Annotated in this window: 14 protein-coding genes; 9 read left to right on the top strand and 5 right to left on the bottom strand. The window is 69.7% G+C overall.

The genetic code is table 11. From position 1 onward, the window contains the following. Positions 1 to 37 precede the first annotated feature (37 nt). Together HY049_14945 and HY049_14940 are read left to right on the top strand one after the other, a co-directional pair. Positions 38 to 289: a hypothetical protein gene (locus HY049_14945; GenBank protein MBI3450199.1), complete on the top strand. Its 252-nt coding sequence runs from the start codon at positions 38 to 40 to the stop codon at positions 287 to 289. Between the two features lie 486 nt (positions 290 to 775). Continuing rightward, positions 776 to 3,202 carry an ABC transporter permease gene (locus HY049_14940; protein ID MBI3450198.1) on the top strand — a complete coding sequence of 809 codons (2,427 nt, stop codon included), beginning with the start codon at positions 776 to 778 and terminating at the stop codon, positions 3,200 to 3,202. A gap of 148 nt (positions 3,203 to 3,350) precedes the next feature. Here HY049_14940 and HY049_14935 read toward each other — a convergent pair whose 3' ends face one another. Continuing rightward, positions 3,351 to 3,872: a PIN domain-containing protein gene (locus tag HY049_14935; GenBank protein MBI3450197.1), complete on the bottom strand. Its 522-nt coding sequence runs from the start codon at positions 3,870 to 3,872 to the stop codon at positions 3,351 to 3,353. Next, positions 3,869 to 4,105 carry a DUF2191 domain-containing protein gene (locus HY049_14930; protein MBI3450196.1) on the bottom strand — a complete coding sequence of 79 codons (237 nt, stop codon included), beginning with the start codon at positions 4,103 to 4,105 and terminating at the stop codon, positions 3,869 to 3,871. Before HY049_14930 ends, HY049_14935 begins: the two co-directional genes overlap by 4 nt. A gap of 117 nt (positions 4,106 to 4,222) precedes the next feature. On the opposite strand from HY049_14930, the gene pap reads away from it, so the two are divergent. After that, on the top strand, positions 4,223 to 5,704 hold the full coding sequence (gene pap, locus HY049_14925) for a polyphosphate:AMP phosphotransferase (GenBank protein MBI3450195.1): 1,482 nt from the start codon (positions 4,223 to 4,225) through the stop codon (positions 5,702 to 5,704). Positions 5,705 to 5,711: 7 nt separating this feature from the next. On the opposite strand, the gene HY049_14920 is transcribed toward pap, so the two are convergent. Beyond that, on the bottom strand, positions 5,712 to 6,083 hold the full coding sequence (locus HY049_14920; GenBank protein ID MBI3450194.1) for a deiodinase: 372 nt from the start codon (positions 6,081 to 6,083) through the stop codon (positions 5,712 to 5,714). Between the two features lie 18 nt (positions 6,084 to 6,101). After that, a complete protein-coding gene (locus HY049_14915; GenBank protein MBI3450193.1) occupies positions 6,102 to 6,413 on the bottom strand; it encodes a hypothetical protein in 312 nt (103 codons plus the stop codon). A gap of 70 nt (positions 6,414 to 6,483) precedes the next feature. On the opposite strand from HY049_14915, the gene HY049_14910 reads away from it, so the two are divergent. Genes HY049_14910 through HY049_14890 form a run of 5 tightly spaced genes read left to right on the top strand, consistent with a single transcriptional unit; the run spans position 6,484 to position 11,832 of the window. Further along, positions 6,484 to 7,212, top strand: a complete 729-nt coding sequence (locus HY049_14910; protein ID MBI3450192.1) for a metal-dependent hydrolase — start codon at positions 6,484 to 6,486, stop codon at positions 7,210 to 7,212. 18 nt (positions 7,213 to 7,230) lie between these two features. Beyond that, positions 7,231 to 9,960 carry an MMPL family transporter gene (locus HY049_14905; protein MBI3450191.1) on the top strand — a complete coding sequence of 910 codons (2,730 nt, stop codon included), beginning with the start codon at positions 7,231 to 7,233 and terminating at the stop codon, positions 9,958 to 9,960. Between the two features lie 23 nt (positions 9,961 to 9,983). Then, on the top strand, positions 9,984 to 10,850 hold the full coding sequence (locus HY049_14900; GenBank protein MBI3450190.1) for a hypothetical protein: 867 nt from the start codon (positions 9,984 to 9,986) through the stop codon (positions 10,848 to 10,850). Then, on the top strand, positions 10,847 to 11,650 hold the full coding sequence (locus tag HY049_14895; protein ID MBI3450189.1) for a hypothetical protein: 804 nt from the start codon (positions 10,847 to 10,849) through the stop codon (positions 11,648 to 11,650). Before HY049_14900 ends, HY049_14895 begins: the two co-directional genes overlap by 4 nt. Then, positions 11,647 to 11,832 carry a hypothetical protein gene (locus HY049_14890; protein ID MBI3450188.1) on the top strand — a complete coding sequence of 62 codons (186 nt, stop codon included), beginning with the start codon at positions 11,647 to 11,649 and terminating at the stop codon, positions 11,830 to 11,832. Before HY049_14895 ends, HY049_14890 begins: the two co-directional genes overlap by 4 nt. A 645-nt stretch (positions 11,833 to 12,477) precedes the next feature. Here the strand turns inward: HY049_14890 and HY049_14885 are convergent. Beyond that, the gene (locus tag HY049_14885; protein ID MBI3450187.1) at positions 12,478 to 13,251 is read right to left on the bottom strand and encodes a dienelactone hydrolase family protein; all 774 of its coding nucleotides are present in this window, start codon (positions 13,249 to 13,251) and stop codon (positions 12,478 to 12,480) included. A 160-nt stretch (positions 13,252 to 13,411) separates the two neighbouring features. Between HY049_14885 and HY049_14880 the strand changes: the two genes are divergently transcribed. Next, entirely contained in the window at positions 13,412 to 14,731 is a 1,320-nt protein-coding gene (locus HY049_14880) for a hypothetical protein (GenBank protein MBI3450186.1), read from the top strand. Positions 14,732 to 14,762 lie beyond the last annotated feature (31 nt).

The following is a 14,762-nucleotide window of genomic DNA, read 5'->3' as shown; positions in this document are numbered from 1 at the left end:
GCACGCCGGGTCGATCGACGCGCGGGAGTTCTCCCGCATGATCGACGCCGACGTCGTGCCGCGCTGGCGCGCCGAGCGCGAGAAGATGAGCCGGTGGCCCGAGTTCCCGTCGCAGGCGCGGAGCTACGTCTCGCTCCTGGATCAGCACGCGCTCGCGAGCCAGCGCTTCCTCGAGCTGTCGTCCCAGGCGGCGCGCGAGGGGGACCGCGCGAAGCAGGCGCTCGCGGCGGAGGAGATGAAGAAGATCGACGCCCTCACGAAGCAGCTCAACGCCCCGCCAGGAGATTGAGGGGCGACTACTTGAAGCCGTCCATTTTCTCAGCCGCTCGAAGCTCGGCTGGGCGCTGTCGAGCCTGGTGACGCTCGTGAGGTGGAATCTCTTCACGCATCGAGAGCAGTGGACGTGGATCGACGATCCCTTCGAGACGCCGGCCTTGGAACCGACGGCCGTACTGCTCGCGCTGGCGATGGGTCGAGTTGGACAGCATGAGGGGGAACCTCTGAGCCTGGAGGCGAGCATGAACCTGTCCAACACGGCCCCTGCGGCCTCAGATCAGGCGGTCGCGGATCTCGGCCGCGGCGTGCGTGGGCAGCAGTGTCCGTGCGTGGGATGGCCGCGTTCGGGATCGGTCAAGGCGGAGGGCGGCGCCGTCGCGCCTGGCGCCGGGTAAACCGCCCTTTCGGCACCGGCACGTGAAGCGTGATGCGCCTCGCACGGCGTTTGCTTGGAGGGTGATTGCAGCTCGCGCCTTCGTTGGGCCGCCGGGAGGACCACATGCTCGAATCGTTCTGGCAGGACGTGCGCTTCGGAGCGCGCATGCTGTCGCGACAGCGCGGCTTCGCCGCCGTCGCGGTGCTCACGCTCGCCCTGGGCATCGGTGCCAACACCGCGGTCTTCTCGGTGGTCAACGCGGTTCTCCTGCGGTCCCTGCCGTACCCCGACCCCGATCGGCTCGTGATGGCGTGGGAGAGCGATGCCCAGCAGACGCGAACCGGCCCGGTCTCCCCGGCGAACTTTCTCGACTGGCGAGCGCAGGGCGACGGCGCCCTCGCCATGGCCGCCCTCGATTTCGGCGACTTCAACGTCGTGGGTGACGGGGAGCCGGAGCGGCTCAGGGGGGCGCGCGTCTCCGCCGGGCTGTTCGAGTTGCTGGGGGTCCGCCCGCTTCTCGGCCGGTCGCTTCTCGCCGAGGACGATCGAGAGGGCGCGGCGAAGGTCGTCCTGCTGAGCTACGGACTGTGGCAGCGGCGCTTCGGAGCGGATCCCCACGTCGTCGGTCGATCGATCGCCGTCAACGACGAGCCGCACACCGTGGCCGGCGTGATGCCCGCCGGCTTCGACTTTCCCGCGCAGATCGTCGGCGAGAAGCTGGAGCTCTGGACGCCGATCGCCTTCACTTCCTCCGGACGATTCGATCGCGGGCTGCGCCGGCTGGGCGTGGTGGGCCGGCTGTCTCCCGGCGTGAGCCTCGAGGCCGCCCGTAGCCGGATGACTGCGATCGCTCGCCGGCTCGCGCAGGAGTACCCGCGGGAGGACGCGGGCGTAGAGATCGCGCTCGTTCCCCTGAGGACCCAGCTCAGCAGCGGCGTCGAGCGGCCGCTGATGATCCTCCTGGGCGCGGTGGGCCTGGTGCTGCTCATCGCGTGCGCCAACGTGGCCAACCTGATGCTGGCCAGGGCGGTGGGACGGCGGAGAGAGATCGCCGTTCGCGCGGCCCTCGGCGCGAGCGCCGTCAGGTTGTTCCGGCAGCTCCTGACCGAGAGCCTGCTGCTCAGTCTCCTGGGAGGGACCCTCGCGTTCCTCGTGGCGCTCTGGGGGACCGATGCTCTGGTGCTCCTGGTGCCAAAGAATCTTCCCCGCGTCGCTCCGATCGCGGTGGACGGCCATGTCCTGCTCTTCACGCTCGGTCTCTCCCTTGCGACCGGTGTCCTGTTCGGTTCGGCACCGGCGCTGCGCGCGCTGCGCGCGCAGCCCGAGGAGGCGATGCGGGCGGGATCGCGATCGCAGGTGGGCGGCTCGCGAGGCCTGCGCGAGGCGTTGCTCGTGGCGGAGGTCGCCCTCGCCCTGATGCTCCTCATCGGCGCCGGCCTGATGGTCAGGACCATCCGAACGCTCACGGAGGTCTCTCCGGGGTTCGATCCCCGCCATGTCCTGACCGCCTACATCGCCCTTCCCGGCACTCGCTACGCGTCGGACGAGCGGCGGGTGGCGGTCGTGGACCAGATTCTTTCGCGCGTCGGAGCGACGCCGGGAGTCACGATGGCGGCCGTGGCGCGGTACCTGCCCCTCGGGAGCGGTAACGCCTACCTGGACGTGACGCTCGAAGCCGGCGCGGCCGATGGCAAGGGACGCCAGAACGCCGCGTACTGGCGCGTGGCGAGCCCCGGCTATTTCCGGACGATGGGGATCCCGGTCATCCGGGGGCGCGATTTCGGAGCGAGGGATGCCGTGGGCGCGCCCGGCGCGGCGATCGTCAGCGAAAGCATGGCGCACCGGCTCTGGCCCGGCCGGGACCCTCTCGGCAAACGTCTCAAGGTCGGCGCCCCCGACGAAGACGCGCCGTGGCTGGAGGTCGTGGGCGTCGTCGGCGACGTGCTGCACGGCGGTCTCACCACTTCGGGGACGTCCGAGCTCTACGTTCCCTACGCCCAATCGCCGAGCCCCTTCATCACGCTCTTCATTCGGTCCGAGCTCGACGCGCGCGCGCTGATCTCGGACGTCAAGAACGCGCTTGCCGCGATCGACCCGGCGCTGCCCATGGCCGATCCCTGCCCGATGGAGGCGGTCGTTTCCCGCTCCATCGCGGCTCCCCGGTTCCGGGGCGTTCTGCTCGGCCTCTTCGCGTTCGTCGCGCTCGTTCTCTCGGCCATCGGCGTCATCGGCGTTATGTCGCACTCCGTCTACGAGCGGACGCGCGAGAACGGTCTCCGCGTGGCGCTCGGCGCGGGCCGGGGGGACATCTTCCGTCTCATCGCGGGCCGGGGCCTCCGGCTGACGCTCGCCGGGCTCGCGATCGGCCTGGCCGGGACGCTCCCGCTCCAGGGTCTTCTCCGGGGCCTGCTCTACGGCGTGACCGCGACGGACCCCTCGACCATCGCGGCCGTCACGGCGCTCCTGGGGCTCGTCGCCTTCGCCGCCTCGATCCTCCCGGCCCGTCGTGCCGCGCGCGAGGATCCGATGGTCGCCCTCCGGCACGAGTAGGAGACGGATCGCTCGATCTCCGGCTCATCCCCCGAGTCCATGGGTTCGTGGATGCGCGCGTCACCGATCGCGACGTCGTACGTCACCTCTATGGGAGAAGCAGGCGCTCGCTGCTGAGAAGACGACGTCGATCGACGTCCTGAGGCGATCAGGCCCGGCGGCGACGTCCCGGGGTGCGCGATGCGCCGCGCGAGGCGCCCCGCGTGCGATACGGGGCGCGCGGCTCATGGAGCCCACGAGGCTCGAACGGGTTTCGGACATTCAGCCCCGGAAATCGGGCGAAGTCCCGATCCGCAGTCCACAGCTCACGCACCCCGTGCTCGACACACAGCGCCGCGATGTGCGCGTCGTGGGCGAGGTTGCCGACGGCTCGTCCGGAGCCCACGGCGAGGCGAAGGTGGGCCGCGTGCGTCGGTCCCTCGCCGAGAAGCGTCAGTGCGGGCGACTCCATCAGCGCATCGAGCTCATCGAGTGCCTGATTGAGCTCCGTAGGAGGGACGAACACCCGACGATGGGTAACGACCCGCAGATACTCGTAGACGCACGGCCATGGAATGGCCCAGGCGGCCTCCCCGGTGGCCAGTTCTTCGAGAAGTCGCCTCGCCTCGGCGTTGTGCGGTGTCTCCTTTCTTCGGGCATAGACCAGGATGTTCGAGTCGATGGCGATCACTTGAGACCGTCCATGATGTCGAAGAGAGAGTCCCGATCTTCGAGATCGACTCCGGGAAGCAGCCGGCCGCTGTCCACCGTCCAGAGGAAGCGATACTTCGCGCGAGTCGTCGGCCCTTGCAAGTGTGTTCTGAGGGCGTCCTCGATGATCTGTCGTAGCGGGACACCCTCCGCCGCCGCCTTCTTCTTGGCCAGGACGAACAAGGAATCGTTGATCTCCACCGTTGTTCTCATGCATAAAAGCATAGTCGCCTCGGCAGCTCGATGCAACCCCCCCCGGGGGATACCCATGGGGCGCATTCATCCCGCCCTGAGTTACCATGGCCGCGCCCGCACCGAGGGACCGCCCCCATGTTCGAGACCGCCGAAGTCGGGAATCGGATCGACAAGAAGGCCTTCAACCGCGAGGCGCCGGAGGTCCGCGAGGCGCTTCTCAAGGCGCAGAAGGAGCTCGCCTCCGCCGGCTTCTCCGTCATCGTCCACATCGGCGGGGTGGAGGGGGCGGGGAAGAGCGAGACCGTCAACCACCTCCTCGCGTGGATGGACGCGCGCGGCATCCAGACGCACGCGATCTGGGAGTCCACCGACGAGGAGCGCGAGCGCCCACCCATGTGGCGCTTCTGGCGCCTCCTCCCGGCGAGCGGCAGGATCGGGATCTTCCTCGGCTCGTGGTACACCGCCCCGATCATCGATCGCGTCTTCGGCCGTCTCTCGGCCGCCGGGATGGATCAGTCCCTCGATCGCATCGTCGAGTTCGAGCGGATGCTCGCGGAGGAGAACGTCCTCCTCGTCAAGTTCTGGATGCACCTCTCGAAGGAGGCGCAGGAGGCGAGGCTTCGCTCGCTCGAGGCGAGCAAGAGGACCCGGTGGCGCGTCCGGAAGGTCGACTGGAAGTTCTTCAAGCGGTACGACGCGTTCCGGAGCGTGAGCGAGCACGCCCTCCGCAAGACCGGCACCGGATCGGCGCCGTGGCACATCGTCGAGGCGGAGGATGAGAGGTACCGGTCGCTGACCGTGTCGAAGATCCTCCTCGCGGCGATCGCCGGGCGACTGGCCGCGGCGAAGGCGCATCCGGGGAAGAAGGCCGCCGCGCCGCCGCTGCCGAAGCCGGCGCGCCCCAACGTGATCAGCCGCCTCGATCTGACGCGCGCGATCACCGACAGGGAATACGAAAGGAGGCTCGAAGGGCGGGAGCGGGACCTCAACCGGTTGACGCGCCGCCTGTACGATTGTCGGCGCTCGATGATCCTGGTCTTCGAAGGTCCCGACGCGGCGGGGAAGGGAGGGACGATAAGGCGCCTGACCTCGTGCATGGACGCGCGGCTCTACCAGGTGATCTCCGTCGCCGCGCCGACGGACGAGGAGCGGGCGCGTCCCTACCTCTGGCGCTTCTGGCGCCACCTGCCGAGGCTCGGGCGCGTCACCATCTACGACCGATCGTGGTACGGGCGCGTCCTGGTCGAGCGGATCGAGGGATTCTGCGAGGCGGGGGACTGGCAGCGCGCCTACGCCGAGATCAACGCCTTCGAGGAGCAGCTCACGTCGTTCGGGACGATCGTCCTGAAGTTCTGGCTGGCGATCGGCGCCGACGAGCAGCTCCGGCGCTTCAAGGATCGCGAGACGACCCCCTACAAGCAGTACAAGATCACCGAGGAGGACTGGCGCAACCGCAAGAGGTGGGACGCCTACGAGGCCGCCGCCTGCGACATGATCGAGCGCACCAGCACCGAGGCCGCGCCGTGGGTGCCCGTCGAGGCGAACGACAAGAACTGGGCGCGCGTCAAGGTGATGAAGACGGTCGCCCGGAGGCTGGAGAGGGAGCTCGGCGGCTGACGGCGGTCTACGGCACGAGCCGCTTCAGCGTCGTCTCCACCCCCGACGGCTCGAACCCGAAGGGGCCCGCCTCGCTCTTGTACGCGATGGTTCCCGTGGCATCGATGACGTAGAGGCGATCCGGCCACCCGGTGTACGTCTTCTCGACGCGGTCGTCGGCGCCGTCCACGATTGCCGGGAACTCGATCCCCAGGTTCTTCACGCAGCTTCCCGCGACCTTCACGCGGTCCTCGAGCGTTCGCGTGCTCGCGACGAGAACGTCGTCCTTCACGTTGACGTCCATCTGCCACCCGTCGATCGGGTGCGCCTCCTGGATGTAGACGACGTAGAAGGCGACCCGGTCGCCGTAGTCCTTGTGCAGTTTGTTGAGGGCGGGCACCGCCCGCCTGAACGGCGGTCACGTGTAGCTGCCGAAGACGAGGACCACGGGCTGCTTGCCGCGGAACGACGACAGCGTGACCTCTCCCTTCCCGTCGTACGTCGCCAGCGTGAAGTCGGGGGCCGTCTCCCCTTCGGAGAGGGTTCCCTTCCGAGCCCACAGCCAGATCGAGGGGCTCGGCAGCACCCCCCAGACGATCGGCATCGGCAGATGCCGGATGATGCGGCCAAACGTCTCCGGCGGCTGGACCATCAGCCACGCGAGGCCGGCGCAGCTCAGGCCGTAGAGGAGCGCGATCGCCACGACCGCGCGGAGGATCCACTTCAGCATGACCTCAATTCTAACACCCGCCGCTGCTAACATGAGCGCCGCTCGCACCGACCTTCCCGGAGATCCGCCCATGTCCCCCAGCAGCTCCTTCTCGCTCACGTGGCTCGGCCACTCGACCTTCCGGCTCACGGCCTCGACGGGAACGGTGGTCCTGATCGATCCGTGGGTCGCGGGGAACCCCGCGTGCCCGCCCGCGCTCAAGGCCCTCGATCGGGTCGACCTGATGCTGATCACCCACGGCCACGGCGATCACATCGGCGACGCCGTCGCCCTCGCGAAGAAGCACCGGTGCGACGTCGTCGCCGTGTACGAGACGTGCCTCTGGCTGAAGTCGAAGGGGGTCGAGAGGACGCGCCCGATGAACAAGGGGGGGACGCAGGAATTGGGCGACGTGAAGGTCACGATGGTGAGCGCGGATCACTCGTGCGGAATCGCCGACGTGGACGATCGCGGGCGCGACGTCGTCGTGTACGGCGGCGAGCCGTGCGGCTACGTCGTGCACCTGCCCGGCGGCGCGCGCGTCTACCACGCGGGGGACACGAACGTCTTCGGGGACATGAGGATCATCGGCGAGCTCTACCGCCCCGATCTCGCGCTGATCCCGATCGGCGATCTGTACACGATGTCGCCGCGCGAGGCGGCGTACGCGATCCGGCTGCTCGGCGTGAAGAGGGTCGTGCCGATGCACTTCGCCACCTTCGACGCCCTCACCGGGACCCCCGAGGCGCTGCGGCGGGAGACGGCCGGGATCGACGGCCTCGAGATCGTCGCCCTCGAGCCCGGCGGGACGCTGGGCTGACCCGCGGAGGCCTGACGCGTGCTCCACAGGATCCTCGCGAAGCTCCTGGACGCGATCCTCGCGCACCCCGGGCGGGCGCTCGGGTTCGGGATCGGCGCCACGGCGCTGGCCCTCGCCCTCGGGTCGCAGGTCGAGTTCCGCACGTCGCGCGCCGACCTCGCGCCCCCGGACGATCCCGACCAGAGGCGCTTCGACGCCTTCCTCGAGGAGACGGGCGGCGCGCTCGATCTCATCGCCTGCGTCGAGGCGGCGCCGGGGGTCGACAAGCCGCCCGACGACCTGCGCCGCTTCGCGGATCTCCTCGCCGCGGACTTCGCGAAGGACCCTCACGTCGAGCACGTCTTCCACAGGGCCAGCCTCGACTGGTATCTCGAGCGGGGGTTCCACCTCGCCCCCCCCGCGTGGATCCACCAGGCGGTGGCGGCGGCGCGCAAGGAGCAGGCCAGCTTCGACCTCATGCCGGCACTCACCGGCCTCGACGGCGTCAACAACGCCCTCGCCGCGCGGCTCGAGAAGGGGCTCACGGAGGGAGGGTCGGTTCCCGACGCCGCCGAGGCGGCGCAGGGGATCGAGCAGCTCACCGAGTTCCTCAGGCTCGAGCGGAAGTTCCTCGCCGATCCCGCCGGATCGGTCGCGGCGCTCGAGGCGGAGCCGCCCCTCGTCAGCCTCGCCGGCGACCGGCCGGAGATCGCCGCGCGCGGGTACCTCACGACGCGCGACCGGAAGACCCTCTTCATCCTGATCTCCCCGAAGAGCAGGGACGATTCCCTGCCGGTCCTCGAGGAGCTCGTGGGTTCGATCCGCGCGCGCGCCGCGGCGATCTCGCGGTCCTCCCCGGGTTTCCACGTCGCGTTCACCGGCGAGCCGGCCACCACGGTCGAGGAGATGGAGGTGGTCCAGCGCGACACCTGGTTCACGTCGTGCGTGGCGGCGGCGGGGGTCACGCTCCTCACGCTCTTCGTCTTCCGGTGGAAGAGCCACGCGCTCCTCGTCCTCGCCTCCCTCGCCATCGGCGTCGCGTGGGCCTTCGGGGCCGTGAAGCTCGAGCTCGGGTATCTGAACCTCATCACGTCGTCGTTCATCTCGACGCTGGTCGGCCTCGGCATCGCCTACGGGATTCACCCCGTCTCCGAGTACGAGCTGCAGGGGGCGCACTCTCTCGACCCCGCCGCCGCGATCCGGAAGGCCTATCTCGCGACGGGCGCGGCGGTGACCGTCGGGGCGGTCACGACGTCGGCGGCGTTCCTCTCAATCCTTCTCATGAAGTTCAAGGGGTTCGCCGAGCTGGGGCTCGTCGCCGGGATCGGCGTGCTGTTGTGCCTCCTCGCCTCGCTCCTCGCGCTGCCCGCGATCCTCATCCTCTACGGCCGCTGGCGACACGCGCGGGATCGCGAGGGGAGGGGCCAGGACGCGCTTGCGGCGGTGGACAGGCTGTGGGTCGAGCGGGGCGCGGGGCTCGTGTGCCGCCACCCGTGGACCGTGACGATCCTCTCGCTGGCGCTGACCGCGGTTCTCGGATGGGAGGCCCTCGGCGTCGGCTTCGATCCCAACATCCTCGCTCTCCTGCCGCGGAACTCCGAGTCGGTCCGGTACCAGAACCGGATGATCCTCGAGTCGAACCTCTCGCCGAACTTCACCGTGGTCGTCGCCCCGGACATCGCGGCGCTCCGCGACATCCGGGATCGCGCCGCCGCCGACCCGGCGATCGAGCGCGTGGACTCCGCGCTCGAGCTGATGCCCGACGACCCCGCCGCCTCGCGCGCCGCGGTCTCGGATCTGCGCGCCTTCCTCGACGGCGTGAAGCTCCCCTCGAAGGTCGCCGCCGCCAATCGGCCGGCGCTCGAGGCCTCGTTCCGGCGGCTCGAGGAGGCCTTCGCGCAGGCGGGGGAGGCCGCGTTCGGCGCCGGCCTCGGCGCTCTCGCCGGCCCGCTCGAGGGGGCGCGCGCGGAGGCGGAGTCGGCGCGCGCGCAGGTCGCCGCCGCCCCCCCCGGCAGCGAGGCGGCGTGGGAGGACGGGGAGCGAAGGCTTCTCGCGTGGGCGGGCCGTGCGCTCGAGGATCTGAGGCGCGCCTCCCGGACCGAGCCGCCGGCCCCCAAGGACCTTCCGGCCGAGGCGCGCGATCACTTCGTGAAACAGGACGGCCGCTTCTTCGCGTACGTCTACCCGAAGGGAAACGTCTTCGATCCCCCGTTCCTCGACAGGTTCGTGGCGGGGAGCCGCCGGCTCTCCGCCGACGCGCTCGGCTTTCCGATCGTCTTCCAGAGCATGACCGGCCGGATCACCTCCGGCTTCCACCGGGCGGCGACGGCCGCCGGGATCCTCGTCCTGGTGCTCCTGTACGCGAAGTTCGGCAACGTGAAGGACACCTTCCTCGCGCTCATCCCGAAGCTGATGGGGGTGGTGTGGATGATGGGAGGGATGCGCCTCCTGGATCTCTCTTACAACTTCGCGAACCTCGTCGCGATCCCCCTCATCCTCGGCGTCGGGATCGACACCGGGGTGCACATCATCCACCGGATGCGCGCGGAGGGAGAGGGGGGAATGACGCTCGTCCTCCGGCACACGGGGCGCGCCATCCTCATCGCCGGCCTGACGACGATGCTCGGCTTCGGGAGCCTCGCGCTCGCGTCGCACCGCGGGCTCGCGAGCCTGGGGACGGTTCTCCTCCTCGGCCTCGGCTCGTGCATCGTCACGGCGACGATCGTCCTGCCGAACATGCTCGTCGCCTTCAGGCTCGTGAAGCGGTGAGGCCACCGCGTTATGATGCGCCCGTGGTGCGCCTCCGTTCGCTCCTGCGCCCCCTCCTCGCCGGCGCTCTCGCGCTTGCGGTCTCCGCGCTCGCCGCGGCGACCGGCGCGCGCGTCGCCCTCGTCGTCTGCGCCCCTGGTTTTCCCGGAAACACCGAGCAGGCGAAGCCGACGATGGACGCCCTGGCCGGCGAGATCACCAGGGCCGCGTCCCTTCCCGGAGGCGGCGCGATGGAGGCGGCCTACTACGAGACCGAGGAGGGGGGGATCGCACGGCTCGGCAGGGGAGACGCCGGGCTCGCACTCGTCCCCCTGCCTTTCTACCTCAGGCACGCGCGCGATCTGGCGCTGGCGCCGAAGCTCCAGGTGGTCCAGGAGAAAGGGGCGACGCAGGTCTGGAGCCTCGTGGCGAAGAAGGGATCGATCCCGCGGGCTGCCGCCCTCGCGAGGTGGGAGGTCACCGGAGTTCCGGGGTACGCCCCCGCCTTCGTCTCGGCTGTCGCGCTCGGCGGCTGGGGATCTCTTCCGGCGGACGCGAAGATCACCTTCACCCCGCGCCCGCTGTCGGCGCTGAGGCGGGCGGCCGCGGGGGAGAAGGTGGCGGTCCTCCTCGACGGCGAGCAGACCGACGCGCTCGCCTCGCTCCCCTTCGCCGCGGATCTCGAGGTCGTCGCGCGCTCGAACTCCCTCCCCGGAACGCTTCTCTGCTCGGTCGGTGATCGCGTCGCCGGGGCCGATCTCTCGAAGCTCCTGGCCGCCCTCGCGGGCCTGTCCGGATCGCCTTCGGGGGTCGCCGTCCTCAAGGAGCTTCGGATGAAGGGGTTCGAGCCCGCCGATGCCGCCGCCCTCGACGCGCTCCTCAAGACCTTCACCGCCCCCGCAGGCCGGTGACGTTTCCTCGCGCTCTCGCCCTCGCCTCCCTCTCCCTCCTCGCGACCCCCGGCTGCGTGAGGGCGCTCCGCGAGCCCCCTCCTCTCGCCACGCTCGGCGGGGCCGACACCCTCGAGCCCGCGGAGACGGCCGTCCCGGAGCTTCTTTCGAGGGCCGAGTTCCTGTATGCTCGCCGGACTCTTCCCAGTGTGCACGACGCCTCCGAGACCTGGCTTGCGGCCGCCCGGGGCGACGCGAACCGCATCGAGGGCCTCATCGGGGCGGCGCGCGCCGGCGTGTGGCTCGCCGATCACGAGACGACGGGGAAGGGTCGGGAGGAGGCCGCGACACTCGCGGTGCAGTCGGCCCAGTGGTGCGGGCGGACGGCCCCGGGGAGCGCCGCGTGTGATTTCTGGCTGGGGGCGGCTCTCGGAGTCCAGGCCCGGGAGCGGCGGACGACGGCTCTCGACGCGCTGCCGAAGATCGAGGCGGCGTTCCAGAGGGCGGCCGCGGCCGACCCCGGGATGGAGGAGGGGGGGCCCGATCGAGCGCTCGCGCTGCTCTACGCGAGGGCGCCCGGCTGGCCGGCCGGTCCGGGGGATCCGGACCTCGCGCTCGAGCACGCGCGGAAGGCGGTGGAGCTGAGACCGGATTTCGCGCCCAACCACCTCGCGCTCGGGGAGGCGCTGGCGGGAACGGGGGACAGGGCGGGGAGTCGGGGGGAGTACGAGCGCGCGCTCGATCTGTCGCGCGACGCCCTGCGCGGTGGGGACGCGGAAGCGCGGGAGTGGATCGAGGAGGCCGAGAAGGCGCTCAGGTGAACGCGGCGCGCGACGCTGTGCTCCTCATCGTCATAATTCCGGTCGCGTGGTTCTTAGTGTCGATCGTCAAGGGAGTGGCGGTTGGCCGATTGAGACCGTCGCTGCTCGTCACCCACTTTCTGTTCGGGCTCCTGGGCGCGCTCGCGTTCCTCGCGTACGGGTTGACGAGGGGATGCAGGTAGCGACGGAATCTCACAGTGGGGAGGATGACCGAACATGCGCGCCGGCCACGCCGACGATGTGCACAGGCGATCATTGGACTTCGTATTGCCCAAGCGCCCCGCCCGCGCTCATCGGGAATCGCGGGTCGGAGCTCAACGAGGATGCCTGGCGAACATGAACCGTTGCGCATTCATATGAATCGATGGAGAGCACACGGGAAGAGTCACCACTCAGGAGAGTGAACCTGGTGAAGGCGGCGCGGGTGGATGTCGCGTGTCTAGTTGTTGCCGTGGCACTGTCGCTGCGTCGGTGGGCGCACGGAAGTAGCCTTGAAAGTGCGCTCGTCATTTCAGGCGCGGCGCTCCATCTAAGCATTCGGATTGCGGCAAGATCGTCGCGGCTTGAGCGGTTTCGGGGCGGCCTACACGCCGTCGGGGGACTCACTCGATCTCTCCTCATCGCAGGCATTCTCTGGGAGGCGGTCAGTGCTCCTTCCTGAAGTGTCTCGTACAAACTGGCGCTCTCGCGACATGTGAATACCGCGCGGCCATGGAACAGTTTGGTCATCCCTTGGGCGCGGAGGACTTCATGCGAATTCTGAACGGAGACCGCCAGGATTCTCGGACTGGACGGTGACGCGTCCAACTGATCAGCCCCCGCCCCCTCTACCCCCAGATCTCCCTGAACATCTTCAGCATCGCCGCCCACGACTTCGCGTCCGCGTCGGCGTCGTAGGCGAGCGCGGCCATGCCGGCCTTCGCGGCGTCGGGGTTCGTGAAGCTGTGCTTGGCCCCCGGATACGACACCACCTCGAACTTCGCCCCCGCCTCCGCCATCTCTTTCTTGAACGCCTCGACCGTCGCCGCCGGGACCATCGGGTCGTCCTCGCCGGTGAGGACGAGGATCCGCGCCTTCACCATCCCTTTAGCCGCGGGAGTCTTCGTGCCGATCGCGCCGTGGAAAGTCACCACGGCCGCGAGGTCCGCCCCCGCGCGCGCCTGACCCATGACGACGCTCCCGCCGAAGCAGTAGCCGATCGCGGCGATGCGCGAGGGATCGACGTGAGGATCTTTCTTCAGCTCCGAAAGCGCCGCGTTGAAGCGCGCGGTGACGACCTGCGGATCTTTCGTCGCCTCCGCCACGAAGGCCTGGGCGTCCGCCGGATGCGTCGCGACCTTTCCCTTGCCGTACATGTCGAGGGCGAACCCGACGTACCCCGCCTCGGCAAGCCTTCGGGCCTGGTTCCGCGCGTGCTCGTTGTGCCCCCACCACTCGTGAACCACGAGGACGCCGGGGCGTTTGTCCTTGAGGGCGTCGTCCCACGCGACGAACCCCTGGAGGACCGTCTCACCCTGCCGGTACTCGATCTCGCGCGTCATCACGGCGGCGCGCGCCGGCGCGATCAAGGCCACGAGCACCGTCGCGACCAGCCATGTCATCCCTTTGCGCATGATTCACCTCCTCGCGCGCATTCTTGCACGCCTCCCGTTATCTCCGCCTCCCCGGTTTCACGCCATCACGAGTGACACCGCGCGGCTCGCGCCGCTGGCGGACACGACGCCGGCCGCGCCGGCCACAACTGAAAGGGGAGGAGCCACCATGCGCATCCGCACGCTCACCCGCGTCGCCGCCGCGGCGCTCGTCATCCTGGCGAGTCCGGCCGCCCGCGCGGTCCAGATCGCGCCGTACCAGTGTCCCGAACAGCTCACGAACGAGACGAAGATCAGCCCCTCCGACGGGAACCTCGGAGGGTTCTTCGGCCAGGCGGTGGACGTCGACGGGGACTTCGCCGTCGCGGCGGCGCCCGGGGACGACGACGACGGCGTGCCGAACGCCGGCGCGATCTACGTCTACCACAAGGATGCGGGCGGCGTCTGGAACCAGGAGGCGAAGCTGAGGCCGCTGCCGTCGCAACTGGGGGATCTCTTCGGCCAGTCGGTCGCGATCAGCGGCGACACGGTCGCGGTCGGCGCCCCCGGGACGACCCTGGCCGGTCTCCCGCGCACCGGCGCCGTCTACGTCTACCGGCGCAACGTTGCGGGGATCTGGGGCCTCGAGGCGTTCGTGACCGCGATCGATCCCGGGCCCCAGATCGGGCCCATCGGCGACCAATTCGGGTTCGCCGTCGATCTGCGCGGCGACCGGCTCGTGGCCGGAGCGACGAACGACGACGACATCGCGTCGGACGCGGGGGCCGCGTACGTCTTCGACCGCACGGGGACGACCTGGACGCAGACCTCCAAGCTTCACGCGGGGGACGGAGCCGGAATCGACTCCCGGTTCTACGGGAACGACGTCGCCGTGGACGGGAACACGATCGTCGTCGGCATCACACACGATCACACGCTGGGGCTCGACGCCGGCGCGGCGTACACGTACGCCTTCAACGGGACGTCATGGATCGAATCGAAGATCTTCGCGGCGGACGGCAAGGCATTCGATGTCTTCGGGCGGAACGTGGCGGTGAGCGGCACGTTCCTCGTCGCCGGCGCCTACGGCGACGACGACAGTCCGGCCGGCTCGCAGCAGCTCTTCAAGGGAGCCGCTTACGTCTTCGAGAGGAACGGGGCGGGCGCCTGGATCCAGAAGGCGAAGCTCGTGGACCCGAACGGCGGGAACCAGGACTACTTCGGGACGCAGGTCGCCATCGCCGGCTCGACGGTGATCCTCGGGAACGAGGAGCTCCCGTCGGCTTTCGGCCACGCGCACGCCTATCGGAGAAATCCCACGACGGGCGCGTGGCAGCTCCTGGCGCACTTCCAGTCGAGCGACATCGCCCCCGGTGACGGGTTCGGCATCGCGGTCTCGGTACGTGGGAAGACCCTCATGGTCGGGGCTTTCGGCGACGACGGGGTCGCACCGAACTCCGGGTCGGTCTACTTCTACGACGTCGTGGCGATCTGCCCGACGGTACCCTGAAACTCCGGAACGGTTATCTCCGGCGCGCGGT

Source organism: Acidobacteriota bacterium (assembly GCA_016195325.1).
Taxonomy (GTDB): domain Bacteria; phylum Acidobacteriota; class Polarisedimenticolia; order JACPZX01; family JACPZX01; genus JACPZX01.
Note: the sequence above shows the minus strand (reverse complement) of the source record. Positions and strands in the feature narration are given on the sequence as shown.